This is a genomic window from Streptomyces sp. NBC_01264 (assembly GCF_026340675.1).
Lineage (GTDB): Bacteria > Actinomycetota > Actinomycetes > Streptomycetales > Streptomycetaceae > Streptomyces.
In genome coordinates, this window is sequence record NZ_JAPEOX010000001.1 from 5,692,811 (window position 1) to 5,708,365 (window position 15,555).

The window sequence follows — 15,555 nt, forward strand, 5'->3', positions numbered from 1 at the left end:
TTCCCGGAAAGCGTACGGCGGACCGGCCACGCTCGGTGAGGGGACGGCCGCAATGGGTGACATGGCACCGGGCGGCCGGGGAGGGCTCAGGCCGTACCGGCCGGGTGGTACCGGTACTTCGATGCCTTCAGGACGTCCTCCGCGTACTTCAGGAGGGGTTCGCCCTTGGGGTCGTCGCTCATCCGTGCCTTCGCGCAGGCCCGGTCGAGTTCGGCGGCGTACTCGTCGATCAGCTTGTCCTCGGGGTAGTCGGGCCACTGCCCGTTGAACTTGAGGAACAGTGCGGCCACGGCCCACTGGTCCTGCGACTGGTAGGCGACGTGCCAGTCGGTGCAGGTGGCGAAGTAGCCGTCCAGCGGGTTCAGTTTGGAGTACTTCTCGTCGCCCTCGTACGAGAGCGGGCGCGGTCCGGCAGGGTCGGGCATCGAATTCGAGTTGGTGGGGGCCGGGGGGTGGACCCGGTGGCCTCCGCCGTCTTCCCGTTGCCGCAGCCGGTGGCGGCGAGGGCGAGGAGGGTGGCGGAGCAGAAGAGGGCCGGGATACGGCGGAGTTGGGGAGTCATGGCTGCCTTGCAGGGAGAGAGGTCCCGACCGCACGCGGGAGTCGACCCAACTTTATGAAGCCATTACCCCGGATTCCCTGGCGGAGGTCCCGAGATGGAGGGGCCTTCGGCCCTGGTGCGGGCGTACCGGCCGTACAGGTCGTCGCCGCCGGTCCTACGGGGGTTCCGCGTAGCGCCGCCGGTCCTGGAAAGCGTGCGGCGGACCGGCCACGCTCGGTGGCGTGACGATGGAACTGAGTGACATGGCGCCGGCTGAGTTCCGGCAGCGCCTCTCCGCCACCCCGCGCGGGGCCCGGCTCGCCCGGCGGCTGGTCGGGGTGCAGCTCGGCGCCTGGGGGATTCCGTACGGCTGCGGGCTCGCCGAGGACGTGGAGCTGGTGGTGGGGGAGCTGGCCGCGAACGCCGTGCTGCACGGGCGGGTGCCCGGCCGGGACTTCGAGGTGCGGCTCGGCTAAGACGGCCTACGGGTCCGGGTGGAGGTGAGCGACGGCCGGGGGGACCGGCTGCCGCCCGAGGCGGAGGCGGCCGTGGACCCCTGGTCGGCGGAGGGCGGGCGCGGGCTGATGCTCGTACGGGCCCTGGCGCGGGAATGGGGCGTCGCGCCGAGGGACCGGGGCGGGCCGGGGAAGACGGTGTGGGCCTGCCTGTGACCGGGGGGTGCGGCCGGGGCGCGGCTATCGTCGGCGCATGCAGCCAAAGGTGGTCCTCTTCGACCTCGGGGGCGTCGTCTGCCGCTTCCATCCGGAGCGGCGGCTTGCCGCGCTGGGCAGGGCATGCGGGATCACTCCCGAGCGGGTGGAGAGCGGGCTCTACGCATCCGGGCTCATCTCACGGTGGGACCTCGGCCTCGATTCCCCCTCGGAGATGCACCGCACGATCCAGGAAAGGCTGGGGTTCCAAGGAAGCATCCGGGCCCTCCAGGAGATCTGGTGCCGTGCCTTCGAACCGGATCTGAAGGTGCTCACGCTGGTCGACGCGGTGCGTCCGCTCCGCACCGCTCTGCTCACCGACAACGACCCCCTGCTGCTGGAAGCGTTCCCGGACCTGTTCCCCCAGGTCGCTTCCCGTTTCGATGACTTGTTCTTCTCCTGCCGTCTGGGAGCTGTCAAGCCCGAGCCGGTGGTGTTCACCCAGGCCCTCGACACGATGGGCTTCGCACCCGCGGAAGCCGTGTTCATCGATGACAGGGCCGCGAACGTCGCTGCCGCCCGCGGGCTGGGGATCACCGCGATCCACTTCCGCGACCCCGTCGGACTCGGCGCCGCACTGGATGCGCTCCTGCCGCGGTGACCGCCGGCAACCCGTGCCGGGGGGGTATCCCCCGTTCCGATCTTGGGGTGTGCCGGATCGTGCCCCGCAGGGGGCGGAATTAGCGTCCAGTCATGACTTCGACTCTGCGAAAGCGCCTGGCCATGGCACTCGGTGTCGTGACGCTGCTCACCGCCGAGGTGGTCCCCGCCGTCGCCCAGACCGCCGGCTCCTCCCCTGCGGAGCAGTTACGCCGGGACACCGAGGCGATCCACGCCCTCGGTATCAGCGGTGTCCAGGCCCGCGTCATCGTGCCCGACGGCCGGGAGTCGGTCGCCACCAGCGGTACCGCCGACCTGAACACCGGGCGCCCGGTCCCTTCCGGCGGCTACTTCCGCATGGCCAGTACGTCCAAGACGCTGGTCGCCACCGTGGTCCTCCAACTGGAGGCCGAGGGCAGGCTGTCCCTGGGCGACACGGTCGACCACTGGCTGCCCGGAGTGGTGCGGGGCAACGGCAACGACGGCAGCCGAATCACCGTCCGCCACCTGCTCCAGCACACCAGTGGCATCCGCGAGGCCCTGCCCGGATACACCACGCCGGAGGAGTACTACCAGCAGCGCCACACCATCTACGAACCCGAGCAGCTGGTCGACCTCGCCATGGCCCAGAAGCCGGAGGATTTCTTGCCCGGCAAGGGCTGGGCGTACTCCAACACCGGCTACGTCCTGCTCGACATGATCATCCAGAAGGCCACCGGTCACCCCGCACACCAGGAGATCGAGAACCGCATCCTGCGCCCCCTGGGCCTGGACCAGACCCGGTGGATGGGTACCGAGTCCACCCTGCCCCGACCCCATGCCCAGGCTTACCAGCTCTTCGGCCCCGGTTCCCGGGTGGACGTCACCGACCAGATACCGGTGGACCACGAGAACCTTTCGTGGGTCACGACCACCCGGGACGAGAACCGCTTCCTCCGCGCGCTGCTCGACGGCCGCCTCCTGCCGGCACGGCAGCTGGCCAAGATGAAGCGGACCGTCCCCGTGAGCGCGAAGGTCCAACGGCTGTGGCCCGGGGGCCGATACGGGCTCGGGCTGGTCGAACGCCCTTTGACCTGCGGAGGAACCTACTGGGGCCATGAGGGCGGGGACGGCGGCTACATCACCCTCAACGGCGTCACCGAGGGCGGGCGTCGAAGCGCCGTGGTCTCCATGTCCGAGGCCCGAGGCGACAGCATGGAGCACATGCTGGAGCAGGAGAACGCGGCCAGTGCCCTGATCGACCACGCACTGTGCGCCGGGGGCCCCGGTACCCCGTGAACGGAGGTGCCATCGGCCAGGGCCTCGTCGTTCCGCTACTTCAGGTTGTCGGTGATCAGCTTCTTGAACGCGTCCGGGGTGATCGAGTCGATGCCCTGGCCCGAGTTCACGGTGAGCTTCGTGCCGTTGATGGAGACGTCCGGCGTGCCCTGCATGTTCTGGTCGTAGAAGGCCTGGCCGACCTTCTCGACCCACGGCATGTAGGTGAGTTCCTTGACCGCCTTGTTGAAGGCGGGCGTGCGCAGCCCCGGGACCTGGTTCGCGAGGTCTAGCAGGGTGGCCGTGGAGCCGAACTTGTCGTCCGTTTCCTTCTCCGGGTGGTTCTTGTAGAGCACCTGGAGGTACTCCATGAACTTCTCCGGGCTCTCGTTCGCCGCCGCGCCCAGCGCGTTGACCGCCCGCTTGGAGCCCTTGCCGCCGCCCAGCGCCTTGTCCAAGAACGTGGCGAAGTGGTACTCGACGCGGTACGTGCCCGCGTCCGCCTGCTCCTTGATGGTCTTGCCGAGGCCGATCTCGACGCCCGCGCAGTAGGGGCAGCGCGGGTCGAGCCATACGGAGAGGACGTTCTTCGCGTCGGCCTTGCCGTACGGGATCACGATCCCGTCCTTGCCGGTGGTGTTGGCCGGCTGGACGAAGGGCTTGCCGGCCGCCTCGTCGTCGGCGGAGGGCTGCGACACGTAGAGGCCGATGCCGACCGCGAGGGCCAGTACGGCGACCAGCGCGCCGCCGATCAGCACGCGCCCGCGCAGCTTCTCGCGCCGGGCCCGGGCCTCGCGTTCCTCACGCATCCGTTCGCGGGCCTCGCGCCGCTGGTCCTTCTTGCTGGTTGCCATTCAACAAGGATAAAGGTCGTAGAGCGCTCAAGTAGGTGCCATTGGTGCGAATCGGGCGGGGACCTAAGTCCCTGGTCCGCGCCCGGGCGAGGGTTCGTGAAGATGGGGCGAATGGTGGGACACATCTCCGGGGGTGGCGGTGAGTCGCGGGCGAAGAACTGATAGACAGTTAACCTCCACGGCCACTCGGCCGTCCGCGCGAAGAAGTTTCGGGCGCGCGGAGTGGTGTATGGGTTATGTGGGTTATGTACGTTTTGCGGGGCCCGGACCGGCCGCCGCTCTGGGGGGATCGCCGCGCTGTGAAGCCACTTCACCGTCACCTCGTCAACACCTCGCGCAAAGTCGTGTGCACGGCCGCCCTCGCGGCCAGCCTGACCACCGCAGCTGTCGTGACCAACACGCCGATCGCGGGCGCGGGGGAAGCCGAGCCGACCCCCGACAGCCCCCAGGCGACCGATCGCGGTGACGCCCGGCTGGAGCTCCCGGACCTGGTCGCCGACCCGCCGCCGGCGCCCCCCGGCGCCGCCAGTCCCGACGGGGCCACCGCGGGCATACCCGCGACCGCCCTCGACGCCTACAAGCGCGCCGGGATCTCGGTGGCCGCGGCCCTCCCCGGCTGCCACCTGCCCTGGCAACTGCTGGCGGGCATAGGCCGGGTGGAGTCCGTACACGCCTCCGGCTACGGGCTCAAGGCGGACGGGTACACCGAGAAGCCGATCCGCGGACCGCGCCTGGACGGCAACGGCTTCGCCGAGATCAAGGACACCGACAAGGGCGAGTGGGACGCGGACCCGGAGTACGACCGCGCGGTCGGCCCGATGCAGTTCATCCCCTCCACCTGGTCCACCTGGGGCGCCGACGGCAACGCCGACGGCAAGCGCGACCCGAACAACATCTACGACGCGGCGCTGGGCGCAGGCCTCTACCTCTGCGCGGGCCAGCGCAACCTGTCCGACGCGGGCGACCTCGACAAGGCGATCCTCAGCTACAACAGGTCGCGCGAGTACGTGAACACCGTGCTCGGCTACATGCGGCAGTACCAGGCCGGCCAGGGCGCGACCCCGGTCCCGGACCCGCCGGCCGGCAACTACCCGACGCCGAACCCGCCGCACCTGCCGACGCCGACTCCCACGCCGACCCCCACGCCGACTCCCACCCCCACGCCGACGCCGCCGCCCAAGCCGCCGAAGCCGCCGAAGCCCACCCCGACCCTGGACAGGCTGGTCAAGATCGGCACGCGGGAGCTCACGGCCGAGGCCGGGACCGAGTTCCCGCGCACCCCGCTCATCAAGGCGGTGCTGACCGACGGCATGCCGGCCGTCGGTCAGCAGATCGTGATCTCGATCGACGACGACACCACCGGCCGCACCGTCTTCGCGGCCGACGGCAAGGACTTCGCGGTCCTGCAGACCGACGAGAAGGGCCTGGTCCGGGTTCCGAAGCTGAAGGCGGGCCGCAAGGCGGGCGACTTCACCCTGCGCGCCACCGCCTACGCGGCTTCGGTCGAGGTCTCCGTGAAGATCTCGGGCAAGGTCACCCCGGCCGAGCCGGTCCCCGTCCCCGAGGCGGACCAGCTGGTCCGCAGCGACGCGAACGCGGGCAAGCCGCTGACCGCGGTGGCCGGAACCGGGATCAAGGGCGTGCAGTTCCTGGCGACGGCCAAGGACAAGCCGGTCGCCGGGGCCAAGGCCACGGCAGGGCTCGGCTCCAAGGACAAGGACGGGAAGTGGGTCCCGGCGGACCCGGCCAAGGCGGGGGAGACCCCGTACTTCCTGGACAAGGACGGCAACAAGCTGACGGAGCTGGCGCTCCCGGCGACCGGGGCCGACGGCAAGATCGACCTGCCGGAACTGTCCACCACGGGCGTCGCCTCGGGCACGTACACGCTCCGCGTGCGGATCTCGGACCAGGTGGTGCTCTTCCTGGAGATCACCGTCACCGCGGCCGAGCCTCCGGTCACCGACAAGCCGGAGACGCAGCCGCCGGTGACCGAGCAGCGGACCCGCAAGGGCTAGGCCGTCTCTTTCGGATCTTGCCGGGCCCGCGACGCCCGGCACCGCGCCTGGCCGCACTGCCGAGGCGACCACGTACGCCCAGTACGCGAACGCCCCGACAGCACGGCCAGGCACGGCACCAGACGCCGCGGACTCGGCCGACAAGATCCGAAAGAGACGGCCTAGGACGCGAAGGCCTGCCGGAGCACCCCGCCGAACTCGGCGGGGTGCGTGGTCAGGCCGGTGTGCCCGCCGGGGAAGTGCAGCAGTTCCCTGCCGAAGCGCTCGGCGAGGTACGCGGCCGGGCGGTAGGGCAGTTCGCCCCGCGAGTCCCGGCCGCCGGCGAGCACGAGCCGGTCCGAGACCGCCTCCAGCCGCTCCAGGTCGGGGGAGTAGGCCATGAAGCCCGGCACGATGCGCCCGAGGAAGTAGGGCAGATCGCCCATCGTCCGCTCGGCCCGGGCGGCCGCGTGCGGCGGCAATTCGGCAGGGGCAGGGGTAGGGGCTGGGACTGGGGCCGGTCCGGGTGCCGGGGCGTCGCCGTCGCTCCTCAGCCCCGCCGCGAACACGCCCATCGCCGGCATCAGTCCCTCCGCCTCCAGGGTGTCCCGTACCCGTGCGAGGAACGCGCGGTGCGCCGGGGCGTCCGGCAGCACCTCCACCACCGGCGGCTCGTGGGCGACGAGGCGTACGAGGCGTTCGGGCCGGGCGGTCAGCAGGTGCAGGGCCGCGATCGCGCCCGAGCTGGAGCCGAAGACCCGGGCGGGCTCGCCGGGCGACAGCAGGTCCAGCAGCCGCAGCGCGTCCTCGGCGTGCTCGGCCACGCTCTGCCCGGCCTCCGGCTCGTCCAGCGAACTGCGGGACAGCCCGCGCGGATCGTAGGAGGCGACGGTGTACTCGGCCGCCAGCGCGTCGGCGACCCCGTCGAAGGCGGCCGCGCCGCCGGTCCCGCCGGGGATCAGCAGCAGCAGCGGGCCCCGGCCGCGCACCTCGTAGTACAGGGTCGCGCCGGGCACGCGCAGGCCGCCGGTGGTCGGGGCGCTCATGCGAAGTCCCCCTTGCGGTGGGCGGAGCGCTGGCTCAGCAGCTGGTGCAGGGCGTCGAGGGACCAGAGCCAGGAGGCCTCGGGCGTCCGCGCGTGGGCGAAACCGCCCGCGGCCTCCAGGGCCACGAACCCGTGGAACGTGCTGCGCAGCAGCCGGGCGGCGTCGGTCAGATCGGGCTCCGCGAGCCCGTAGCCGCGCAGCATCCCGTACGTCAGCGCGATCGCGCGGCGCGGCCCGGCGGCCTGCGCGGCCAGCTCGGGGTCGATCTTGCCCGGGGCCTGCGTCGCCGCGTAGCGGCCGGGGTACTTGTGGGCGTACTCCCGCCAGGCGTTGGCGAACGCCACGAGCGCGTCCTTCCCGGCGAGCCCCGCCGTAGCCTCGGCGATGAGCAGCGTCTTCTCGTCCGCCGCCAGCAGGGCGATCCGCCCGCGGAGGTCCTCCAGGCTGCGGACGTGCGCGTACAGACTCGCGTCCTGCACCCCGAGCCGCCGCGCGACCTGCGCCATGGTCACCCGGTGCAGCCCGACGTCATCCGCCACCTCGGCCCCCACGACGGTGACCTTCTCGGCCGTCAAGCCCATCCGTACCATGCGCCCCCCGGCTCCGTCGAGCGGTGCCGGGGGGCGCTGCGCCCCTGACCTGGTCCTGCGACCCGGCCAGGGCAAAGGCAGGAGCCCCGTCGACTCTGCTCGCGCAGAGAAGACAGGGCTCCTTGGGTACTGCATATCCAACCGCGACTGGTTGGCCCAGGCGACTAGGCCGGGGTGACGTTCTCCGCCTGCGGGCCCTTCGGACCCTGGGTGACGTCGAAGTTCACCAGCTGGTTCTCCTCAAGGGAGCGGAAGCCGGCGGCGTTGATCGCGGAGTAGTGGACGAAGACATCCGGGCCGCCGCCGTCCTGGGCGATGAAGCCGAAGCCCTTTTCAGCGTTGAACCACTTGACGGTTCCGGTAGCCATGAGCCCTCCTATGGGCCAAAGGGTCGCCCTGCTCCAGAACCTGCTAAGAAGTCTGAAAACTACAAAAGCCTGCGGGTCACATTCTCCGCAGGCCTCGTACTGCAAGGGAAACCAAACTGCAACTTGCGTCGAGCCTAGCACGCACCTCCCGGCCGAGACCAGAGGGAAAGATCACGTCACTCGGACGTTTGAGACCCGCCAGACGGCTGACGGAGACGCGGGGGCTAGTCTCGCGATGTGGACGCCTATCGCAGCCGGCCCCGTGTCGGCCACATTCAGTTCCTGAACTGCCTTCCCCTCTACTGGGGGCTGGCCAGAACCGGCACGCTGCTGGACCTGGAGCTGACCAAGGACACCCCGGAGAAGCTCAGCGCGAGCCTCGTCCAGGGCGGCCTGGACATCGGTCCCATCACCCTCGTGGAGTTCCTCCGCAACGCGGACGACCTCGTCGCCTTCCCCGACCTCGCGGTCGGCTGCGACGGTCCCGTCATGTCCTGCGTGATCGTCTCGCAGGTCCCCCTGGACCAGCTGGACGGCGCCCGCGTCGCTCTGGGATCCACCTCGCGAACGTCCGTACGCCTGGCACAGCTGCTGCTCGCGGAGAAGTACGAGGTGCGGCCCGACTACTACACCTGCCCGCCCGACCTGGGCCTGATGATGCAGGAGGCGGACGCGGCGGTGCTGATCGGCGACGCCGCGCTGCGGGCCTCGCTGCACGACGCGCCCCGGCTCGGGCTCACCGTCCACGACCTGGGGACGATGTGGAAGGAGTGGACGGGACTGCCGTTCGTCTTCGCGGTCTGGGCCGCCCGCAAGGACTACCTGGAGCGTGAGCCGGAGGTCGTGAGGAAGGTCCACGAGGCCTTTCTCGCCTCCCGGGACGTGTCCCTGGAGGAGGTCGGCAAGGTCGCCGAGCAGGCGGCCCGCTGGGAGGCCTTCGACGCGGAACTCCTGGAGCGCTACTTCACGACGCTCGACTTCCGCTTCGGTCCCGACCAGCTGGCGGGCGTCCGTGAATTCGCGCGGCGGACGGGACTCACGACGGGCTATGCGCCTGATGTGAACGTGGAGCTGCTTCCGGTGGGCGTGCCGGGGCATTAGCGCGGCTTATGAGGGTATTCGCCTTTCCGTAGAGCGGAATGCTCTGGAAAGGTGAATGCCGCTGCTGTTTACCGCGAATGCGGTCTCCTTTGGCCGGGGTGCGGCGCGGCGCGGCGGTGCCGCCGGGGACCAGTCCCCGGGCCCCTGCGCCTCAAGCGCCGGCGGGGCTGGGGTTGGCCGGTGTGGCGGGTTGGCTGCGGGTGGGGGGCCGGTGCCGGGGGGGGGGTGGGGTGTCGGTCTGGACTGCATGATTTAGGCGCCCTGTGCCCACTTCGACAGGGCGCGGCGTGTTCTTGCGCCACAAATCACGCTTTACGTCCCGGCCAACACCCCACCCCGCCCCCGTCCCCGTCCCGGGTCCCGCAGCCCCCGACCCCGGCCGGGGGGGGCAACTCGGTCCCGGCCGGGAGACAGCTCGGTCCCGGCCGGGGTTTGGGTTTTTCAGCTGTCCGGCGTTTGAGGACCGGGGTCTGGGGCGGAACCCCAGGGGGTCCGGGCGCAGCCCGGGGTTGCTGCTTTCAGCCCGTCCGGCGTTTGAGGACCGGGGCCCCTCCCAGCCCCGCCGGCGTTTGAGGCGCGGGTCCGGGCTGGCCCGGGGAACGGTGGAAGGGTGGGTAGGGGACTTCGCCCCGCAGGGCCCACCACCCGCACCCGCCGTCGGGCCATCGCCCCGGACCAGCGGGCAATGGAACAGATGCCGGCGGGCTTCGCCGGTCCTTGAGGGCGCCCGGTGGCGCTGCTAGCGTGCGTCGCCAAGTCACGGGGTGCGGGGCGGGGGCGTGGGATGAGGATCCGGGAACGGGCGGCGGCGCCGGGCCGCGGAGCCGTGGGGGCGTGCTGACATGGGCATCACGCTGTTCGTGGCCGGGGTCACGCTCTGGGGTACGGCAGCGGGCCTCCTCCTGCCCCGGGCCGCCTACCGGCTCTCCGTCGAAGCGGGCCTGCCCTGGCGCTCGGCCTGCCCGGCCGGCCACCCGCTGACCGGCCCGGCCGGAGGCTGGCTGGGCCTGCCGGTCTGCCCCCGATGCGGTCCGGCACGGCACGCAGCCCCGGACGCGGATACGGGTACGGGTACGGGTACGGGTACGGACCCAGCCTCGGGCTCGGCCCCGGCCCCGGGCTCCGCAGCGGCCTTGGATCCGGCCGCGGACGGCTGGGGCGGGGCCCGGCGCCCCTGCTGGTTCCGGTGGCGGGGGGGCTACGCGCCCGTCGGAGGGGCCGTCCTGGCGGCCGTTCTTGTGTGTCTCGCGCTCGGGGCCGGGGTCGGGGCTCGGCCCGAGTTGGTTGCCTGGCTGGTGTTGGCGCCGTTCACCGTTCTGCTCTGCTTCGTCGACCAGGCCGTGCACCGGCTGCCCGACGTGGTGACCCTGCCGCTGGCCGCCGCCACCGTGGTCGCACTCGGCGTGGCCGCCCTGTTCACCGGTACCGGTGGGTCCTGGACGCGCGCGCTGCTCGGGGGGCTCACCCTCGGGGCCGTGTACCTCGTGCTCCACCTCATCTACCCGCCCGGCATGGGCTTCGGCGACGTCACCCTGGCCCTGACCGTGGGGCAGATCCTGGGCTGGTACGGGTGGTTCGTGCTGTTCGCGGGAAGCCTCGCCGGGTTCACCGCGGCCGCCGTGCACGGGTACGCCCGGGTCGCCCTGCGCCGGGTGGAGCGCGGTACCTCGATCGCCTTCGGCCCCTTCATGGCCGGCGGCGCCCTCGCGGGCGTGATCTACGCGGGCCTGGGTTTGGGGCTGGGGCTCGACCTGGGGCTCGATCTGGGGTCCGGCCCCGTCCTTGGCGCCGGGCCGGTCCCGTGAGCCGGGCCGGTTCCGTGTGTCTGCGGCGACTCGGGGCGTCCCGTAGGGGGCCAGACCGGGAGCGGCAACGGCTGGCGTAGGCTGGATCGGTCCGGGAAGCTCGACCGCAGCCGGGCGCCAGCCGAACGACACAGCCGAAAGGTGACGCACCGGTGACCGACCAGGCCGCTCTCCAGTCAGTCCTCGACCGAGCCGCCACTGGGGGCCGGATCACCCAGGAAGAGGCGCTCGACCTCTACCGCCACGCGCCCCTGCACGCACTGGGCCAGGCCGCCGACGCGGCCCGCCGGCTGCGCTACGCCGGTACCGAGCACATCGCGACGTACATCATCGAGCGCAACATCAACTACACCAACGTGTGCGTCACGGCGTGCAAGTTCTGCGCCTTCTACGCGGCCCCCAAGGACGCCAAGAAGGGCTGGTCCCGCGACCTCGAGGACATCCTGCGCCGCTGCGCGGAGACCGTCGAGCTGGGCGGCACGCAGATCATGTTCCAGGGCGGCCACCACCCGGACTACGGCGTCGAGTACTACGAGCACCACTTCTCCGCCATCAAGCAGGCCTACCCGCAGCTGGTCATCCACTCCCTCGGCGCGTCCGAGGTCGAGCACATGGCCCGGATCTCCAAGGTGTCCGCCGAGGAGGCCATCCAGCGCATCCACGCCGCCGGGCTGGACTCCTTCGCGGGCGCCGGCGCCGAGCTGCTCCCCGAGCGGCCGCGCAAGGCGATCGCCCCGCTCAAGGAGTCCGGCGAGCGCTGGCTGGAGATCATGGAGATCGCCCACAAGCTGGGCGTGGAGTCCACCTCCACCATGCTGATGGGCACCGGCGAGACCAACGCCGAGCGCATCGAGCACATCGCGATGATCCGGGACACGCAGGACCGTACGGGCGGCTTCCGCGCCTTCATCCCGTACACCTACCAGCCCGAGAACAACCGCCTCAAGGGCCGGACCCAGGCGACCGTCTTCGAGTACCTGCGCATGATCGCCATCGCGCGGCTCTTCCTCGACAACGTCGCCCACATCCAGGGCTCCTGGCTCACCGTGGGCAAGGAGGCGGGCCAGCTCTCCCTGCACTACGGCGCCGACGACCTCGGTTCGATCATGCTGGAGGAGAACGTCGTCTCCTCGGCCGGTGCCAAGCACCGCTCCAACCGCATGGAGATCATCGACCTGATCCGCAAGGCGGGCCGCACCCCGGCCCAGCGCGCCACGACGTACGAGCACCTCCTGGTGCACGACGACCCGGCGAACGACCCGGTCGACGACCGCGTGGTCTCGCACATCTCCTCCACCGCCATCGAGGGCGGCACCGCCCACCCCGAGCTGAAGCTCATCTCCTCGAACTGACGCGCCCGTGCTGACGATCCACACCGCCGAACTCCTCGTGACCGGGGCCGTCACCGGACCCGGTGAGGGACCCGCGCCGCTGCCCGGCGGCGCGGTCCTGGTCGAGGGCGACCGCATCGCCCGGGTGGGCCCGTACGAGGAGCTCGCCGCGGCCTATCCGCACGCGCGCGCCCGCAGCTGGCCCGGGGTGCTGACCCCGGGGTTGCTGGTGCGCGGCGGCGACGAGCTGCTGGAGCGCACGTACTACCCGGACGACCCCTACGAGATCACCGAGCTCGGGACCGAACCGATCAGCGGCGCCGAGGCGTTGGCGGACCTGAAGATGACCGAGCCGCGGTGGGGCAACAGCGCGCGGCGCGGCACGCAGAAGCTGCTCGCCCGCGGGGTCGTCGCCGTGGCCGGCCGCTTCACCAGCCCGGCCGTCCGGACGGCGGTGGTCCGCTCCGGGCTCACCGTCGTCCCGCCCGCCCCCTACGAGGGACCGGCCTCCCTGGACCCGCTCGCCGGCCGGACCGCCGCCGAGGATGCCTTCCACGGGGTCCTGGAGCCGGGCGCCCCGGCACGGTTCGCGGTCTTCGCGGTGCCCGGTCCGGCGGAGCTGCTGGTGGAGGGCCCGACGAGCTGCGTGGCCACGGTCATCGGCGGCAGGCTGCTCCACCGCCGTCGCTGAGCCCGGGGGAGTCCGCCCGGCCGGGGCGGTCCCCGCGGACCAGGAAGACGGCCACGCACGCGAAGACGACCATGAGGATGGTGGCCGTCGAGGCGAGCAGGGACCAGCCGCCGGTGTGAGGGGTGACGGCCTCGTCGACACCACCGCTGGAGAAGATGGTCGTTGGGTCCGTGAGGGCGTGGAGGACGATCGCGGACCAGATGGTGCCGGTCAGACGCATGACGAGGTACATGCACACGCCGAAGCCGAAGGTGTAGACGACGGTGACGAGCACCGTGCCCACCTTCATCCCGGACAGCACGTTGGACCCGTGCATGAGGGCGAACAGCAGCGACGAGACCACCATCACGAACCGCTCGGAATGCCCGGCGCCGCGGAGCAGCTCGACCGCGAGGCCGCGCGTCGCGAGCTCCTCGGCGAGTCCCACGCAGACCCCGAGCAGGGCGATGAGGAGGATCTGCTCCGGCCGCCAGATGCTCCAGTCGGTGGCCGCGGCATGGCCGACGACGGCGATGAGCGCGAGCGCGGGACCGATCCACATCCAGGGCCGGCCCACGGCCGTCCGCCTGGCGAAGACCGAGCGGAGCCGGCCGATGGCGGCCGAGAAGCCGAGGAGGGTCACGGCGCCGATCGCGATCGGCAGCACGAGGGCGAAGAAGATGCTCGCGCCCGTCGCCAGTACGTCGTCCTGGTCCACCTCGTCGCCGAAGACGGCGCCGATGGCGCGCCCGACCAGCAGGTAGTACGCCAGATACCCGGCGATCACCAGGACGGCCTTCCCCAGGGTCGGCCGATCGAAGAAACCCCTCCGGGACGTGACCGGGCCGTCGTCCACCGGATGCGCCATGACGGACCAACCTATCTCTACTCTTTTAGGGCTATCGAACAATAAGCCATGGAACCTCCCCTGATGGGTCAATGCGGGCGGCCGGGTGCGGTCCACGGGGGCCTGCGAGAATGGCGGGGCGGTCCGCAGGACCCTGCCGAACCGTTCGCCGGACCATTCGCACCATTCGCACCGCACCCGAGGGGCCCACGCCAGTGACATCAGCTTCCCTGGACAAGCAGCCGCACGAAGTCGCGTCCATGTTCGACGGCGTGGCGGCGAACTACGACCTCACCAACGACGTCCTCTCCCTCGGGCAGGCCCGCCTGTGGCGCAAGGAGGTCGCCAAGGCGGTCGGCGCGCGCCCCGGGCAGCTGGTCCTCGACCTGGCCGCCGGCACGGCCACCTCCTCGCTGCCCTTCGCGGCGACCGGCGCGTACGTCGTGCCCTGCGACTTCTCCCTCGGCATGCTCCGCGAAGGCAAGAAGCGCAACCCCTGGCTCCCGCTGACGGCGGGCGACGCGACGAAGCTCCCCTTCAAGGACGACGCCTTCGACACCGTCACCATCTCCTTCGGCCTGCGCAACGTCCAGGACACCGACGCCGCCCTGCGCGAGCTGTACCGGGTCACGAAGCCCGGCGGCCAGGTCGTGATCTGCGAGTTCTCGCAGCCCACCTGGGCCCCCTTCCGGACCGTGTACACCGAGTACCTGATGCGCGCGATGCCGCCGGTGGCCCGCGCGGTCTCCTCCAACCCCGACGCGTACGTCTACCTCGCCGACTCCATCCGCGCCTGGCCCGACCAGCCGGCGCTGGCCGGGCTGCTGCAGAAGGCCGGCTGGTCCAAGGTGGCCTGGCGCAACCTGAGCGGCGGCATCGTGGCCCTGCACCGCGGCACCAAGCACGCGTAGTACGGGGCCGCGGAGATGGACTACCAGGCCCTGCTGGAGCAGGTCGCCACCGACATCGCCCCGCTGATCGGCAGCGGCGCCACCGCCGAATACATCCCGGCGCTGGCGTCCGTGGACCCCCGGCAGTTCGGGATGGCCATCGCCGACCTCGACGGCAACGTGTTCGGAGTGGGGGACTGGCAGACCCCCTTCTCCGCCCAGTCCATCACCAAGGTCTTCGCACTGGCCCTCGCGCTCGCCGAGGGCGGCGACAGCCTGTGGGAGCGGGTGGGCCGGGAACCCTCCGGCAACCCCTTCAACTCCCTCGTGCAGCTGGAGTACGAGAACGGCATCCCGCGCAACCCCTTCATCAACGCGGGCGCGCTCGTCGTCACCGACCGGCTCCAGACGCTGACGGGCGACGCGAGCAGCGAACTGCTGCGCTTCCTCCGGGAGGAGAGCCAGAACCCGGAGGTCACCTTCGACGCGGAGGTCGCCGCCTCCGAACAGGAACACGGGGACCGGAACGCGGCCCTGGCCCACTTCATGGCCGCCTACGGGAACATCGACAACCCGGTGCCGATGCTGCTGGAGCACTACTTCTGGCAGTGCTCCATCGAGATGAGCTGCGCCGACCTGGCCCGCGCCGGCCGCTTCCTGGCCCGGCACGGGCTGCGCGCGGACGGCTCGCGCCTCCTGACGCGCAGCGAGGCGAAGCAGGTCAACGCGGTGATGCTGACCTGTGGGACGTACGACGCGGCGGGGGAGTTCGCCTACCGGGTGGGGCTGCCCGGAAAGAGCGGCGTCGGCGGGGGCATCGTGGCGGTCGTGCCGGGCGCGTGCACGCTGGCCGCGTGGAGCCCCGGCCTGGACCCCCAGGGCAACTCCGTCGCCGCGGTGGCCGCCCTGGACCGCTTCACGACCCTGACGGGCCTGAGCGTGTTCTAGCCC

General features: G+C 71.4%; 17 protein-coding genes. 11 read left to right on the plus strand and 6 right to left on the minus strand.

The features are described from left to right. Window positions 1–86: 86 nt before the first annotated feature. On the minus strand, window positions 87–425 hold the full coding sequence (locus OG435_RS26705; RefSeq protein ID WP_266880456.1) for a hypothetical protein: 339 nt from the start codon (window positions 423–425) through the stop codon (window positions 87–89). A gap of 358 nt (window positions 426–783) precedes the next feature. Here OG435_RS26705 and OG435_RS50735 point away from each other — a divergent pair, with 358 nt between their 5' ends. The 4 genes from OG435_RS50735 (at window position 784) to OG435_RS26720 (ending at window position 3,129) form a co-directional block, all read left to right on the plus strand. Further along, the gene (locus OG435_RS50735) at window positions 784–1,017 is read left to right on the plus strand and encodes a hypothetical protein (RefSeq protein ID WP_430625691.1); all 234 of its coding nucleotides are present in this window, start codon (window positions 784–786) and stop codon (window positions 1,015–1,017) included. A gap of 24 nt (window positions 1,018–1,041) precedes the next feature. Beyond that, a complete protein-coding gene (locus OG435_RS50740; protein WP_430625692.1) occupies window positions 1,042–1,212 on the plus strand; it encodes an ATP-binding protein in 171 nt (56 codons plus the stop codon). Between the two features lie 37 nt (window positions 1,213–1,249). Beyond that, window positions 1,250–1,852: an HAD family hydrolase gene (locus tag OG435_RS26715; RefSeq protein WP_266880459.1), complete on the plus strand. Its 603-nt coding sequence runs from the start codon at window positions 1,250–1,252 to the stop codon at window positions 1,850–1,852. Between the two features lie 92 nt (window positions 1,853–1,944). Then, window positions 1,945–3,129 carry a serine hydrolase domain-containing protein gene (locus tag OG435_RS26720; protein ID WP_266880461.1) on the plus strand — a complete coding sequence of 395 codons (1,185 nt, stop codon included), beginning with the start codon at window positions 1,945–1,947 and terminating at the stop codon, window positions 3,127–3,129. A gap of 35 nt (window positions 3,130–3,164) precedes the next feature. Here OG435_RS26720 and OG435_RS26725 read toward each other — a convergent pair whose 3' ends face one another. After that, on the minus strand, window positions 3,165–3,962 hold the full coding sequence (locus OG435_RS26725; RefSeq protein ID WP_266880463.1) for a thioredoxin domain-containing protein: 798 nt from the start codon (window positions 3,960–3,962) through the stop codon (window positions 3,165–3,167). A gap of 299 nt (window positions 3,963–4,261) precedes the next feature. Here OG435_RS26725 and OG435_RS26730 point away from each other — a divergent pair, with 299 nt between their 5' ends. Then, complete coding sequence (locus tag OG435_RS26730) at window positions 4,262–5,977, plus strand: lytic transglycosylase domain-containing protein (RefSeq protein WP_266880465.1); 1,716 nt, start codon at window positions 4,262–4,264, stop codon at window positions 5,975–5,977. Between the two features lie 161 nt (window positions 5,978–6,138). On the opposite strand, the gene OG435_RS26735 is transcribed toward OG435_RS26730, so the two are convergent. From OG435_RS26735 to OG435_RS26745, 3 genes are all read right to left on the minus strand, one after another. Beyond that, window positions 6,139–7,002, minus strand: coding sequence for an alpha/beta fold hydrolase (locus tag OG435_RS26735; protein ID WP_266880467.1), 864 nt, complete (start codon window positions 7,000–7,002; stop codon window positions 6,139–6,141). Continuing rightward, window positions 6,999–7,592 (minus strand): TetR/AcrR family transcriptional regulator, encoded by a 594-nt coding sequence (locus OG435_RS26740; protein WP_266880469.1) that lies wholly within the window; start codon window positions 7,590–7,592, stop codon window positions 6,999–7,001. Before OG435_RS26740 ends, OG435_RS26735 begins: the two co-directional genes overlap by 4 nt. A gap of 164 nt (window positions 7,593–7,756) precedes the next feature. After that, a complete protein-coding gene (locus OG435_RS26745; RefSeq protein ID WP_112451444.1) occupies window positions 7,757–7,960 on the minus strand; it encodes a cold-shock protein in 204 nt (67 codons plus the stop codon). A gap of 237 nt (window positions 7,961–8,197) precedes the next feature. Here OG435_RS26745 and OG435_RS26750 point away from each other — a divergent pair, with 237 nt between their 5' ends. From OG435_RS26750 to OG435_RS26765, 4 genes are all read left to right on the plus strand, one after another. Beyond that, on the plus strand, window positions 8,198–9,061 hold the full coding sequence (locus OG435_RS26750) for a menaquinone biosynthetic enzyme MqnA/MqnD family protein (RefSeq protein ID WP_266880474.1): 864 nt from the start codon (window positions 8,198–8,200) through the stop codon (window positions 9,059–9,061). 842 nt (window positions 9,062–9,903) lie between these two features. Continuing rightward, on the plus strand, window positions 9,904–10,866 hold the full coding sequence (locus OG435_RS26755) for a prepilin peptidase (RefSeq protein ID WP_266880476.1): 963 nt from the start codon (window positions 9,904–9,906) through the stop codon (window positions 10,864–10,866). Between the two features lie 152 nt (window positions 10,867–11,018). After that, window positions 11,019–12,218, plus strand: a complete 1,200-nt coding sequence (mqnC, locus tag OG435_RS26760; protein ID WP_266880478.1) for a cyclic dehypoxanthinyl futalosine synthase — start codon at window positions 11,019–11,021, stop codon at window positions 12,216–12,218. Window positions 12,219–12,225: 7 nt separating this feature from the next. Beyond that, complete coding sequence (locus OG435_RS26765) at window positions 12,226–12,888, plus strand: imidazolonepropionase-like domain-containing protein (protein ID WP_266880480.1); 663 nt, start codon at window positions 12,226–12,228, stop codon at window positions 12,886–12,888. On the opposite strand, the gene OG435_RS26770 is transcribed toward OG435_RS26765, so the two are convergent. After that, window positions 12,854–13,735, minus strand: coding sequence for a CPBP family intramembrane glutamic endopeptidase (locus OG435_RS26770; RefSeq protein WP_266880482.1), 882 nt, complete (start codon window positions 13,733–13,735; stop codon window positions 12,854–12,856). The two genes, OG435_RS26765 and OG435_RS26770, sit on opposite strands and share 35 nt — an antisense overlap. 194 nt (window positions 13,736–13,929) lie before the next feature. On the opposite strand from OG435_RS26770, the gene OG435_RS26775 reads away from it, so the two are divergent. Next, window positions 13,930–14,625 carry a demethylmenaquinone methyltransferase gene (locus OG435_RS26775; protein ID WP_266880484.1) on the plus strand — a complete coding sequence of 232 codons (696 nt, stop codon included), beginning with the start codon at window positions 13,930–13,932 and terminating at the stop codon, window positions 14,623–14,625. A gap of 15 nt (window positions 14,626–14,640) precedes the next feature. Then, window positions 14,641–15,552 (plus strand): glutaminase, encoded by a 912-nt coding sequence (locus OG435_RS26780; protein WP_266880485.1) that lies wholly within the window; start codon window positions 14,641–14,643, stop codon window positions 15,550–15,552. Window positions 15,553–15,555 lie beyond the last annotated feature (3 nt).

Excerpts from the sequence above, each read along its gene's own strand:
- OG435_RS26720 (WP_266880461.1), top strand. The coding sequence starts at position 1,945 with ATGACTTCGACTCTGCGAAAGCGCCTGGCCATGGCACTCGGTGTCGTG.
- OG435_RS26745 (WP_112451444.1), bottom strand. The coding sequence starts at position 7,960 with ATGGCTACCGGAACCGTCAAGTGGTTCAACGCTGAAAAGGGCTTCGGC.
- OG435_RS26740 (WP_266880469.1), bottom strand. The coding sequence starts at position 7,592 with ATGGTACGGATGGGCTTGACGGCCGAGAAGGTCACCGTCGTGGGGGCC.
- OG435_RS26725 (WP_266880463.1), bottom strand. The coding sequence starts at position 3,962 with ATGGCAACCAGCAAGAAGGACCAGCGGCGCGAGGCCCGCGAACGGATG.
- OG435_RS26770 (WP_266880482.1), bottom strand. The coding sequence starts at position 13,735 with ATGGCGCATCCGGTGGACGACGGCCCGGTCACGTCCCGGAGGGGTTTC.
- OG435_RS26735 (WP_266880467.1), bottom strand. The coding sequence starts at position 7,002 with ATGAGCGCCCCGACCACCGGCGGCCTGCGCGTGCCCGGCGCGACCCTG.
- OG435_RS26755 (WP_266880476.1), top strand. The coding sequence starts at position 9,904 with ATGGGCATCACGCTGTTCGTGGCCGGGGTCACGCTCTGGGGTACGGCA.
- OG435_RS26715 (WP_266880459.1), top strand. The coding sequence starts at position 1,250 with ATGCAGCCAAAGGTGGTCCTCTTCGACCTCGGGGGCGTCGTCTGCCGC.
- OG435_RS26705 (WP_266880456.1), bottom strand. The coding sequence starts at position 425 with ATGCCCGACCCTGCCGGACCGCGCCCGCTCTCGTACGAGGGCGACGAG.
- OG435_RS26780 (WP_266880485.1), top strand. The coding sequence starts at position 14,641 with ATGGACTACCAGGCCCTGCTGGAGCAGGTCGCCACCGACATCGCCCCG.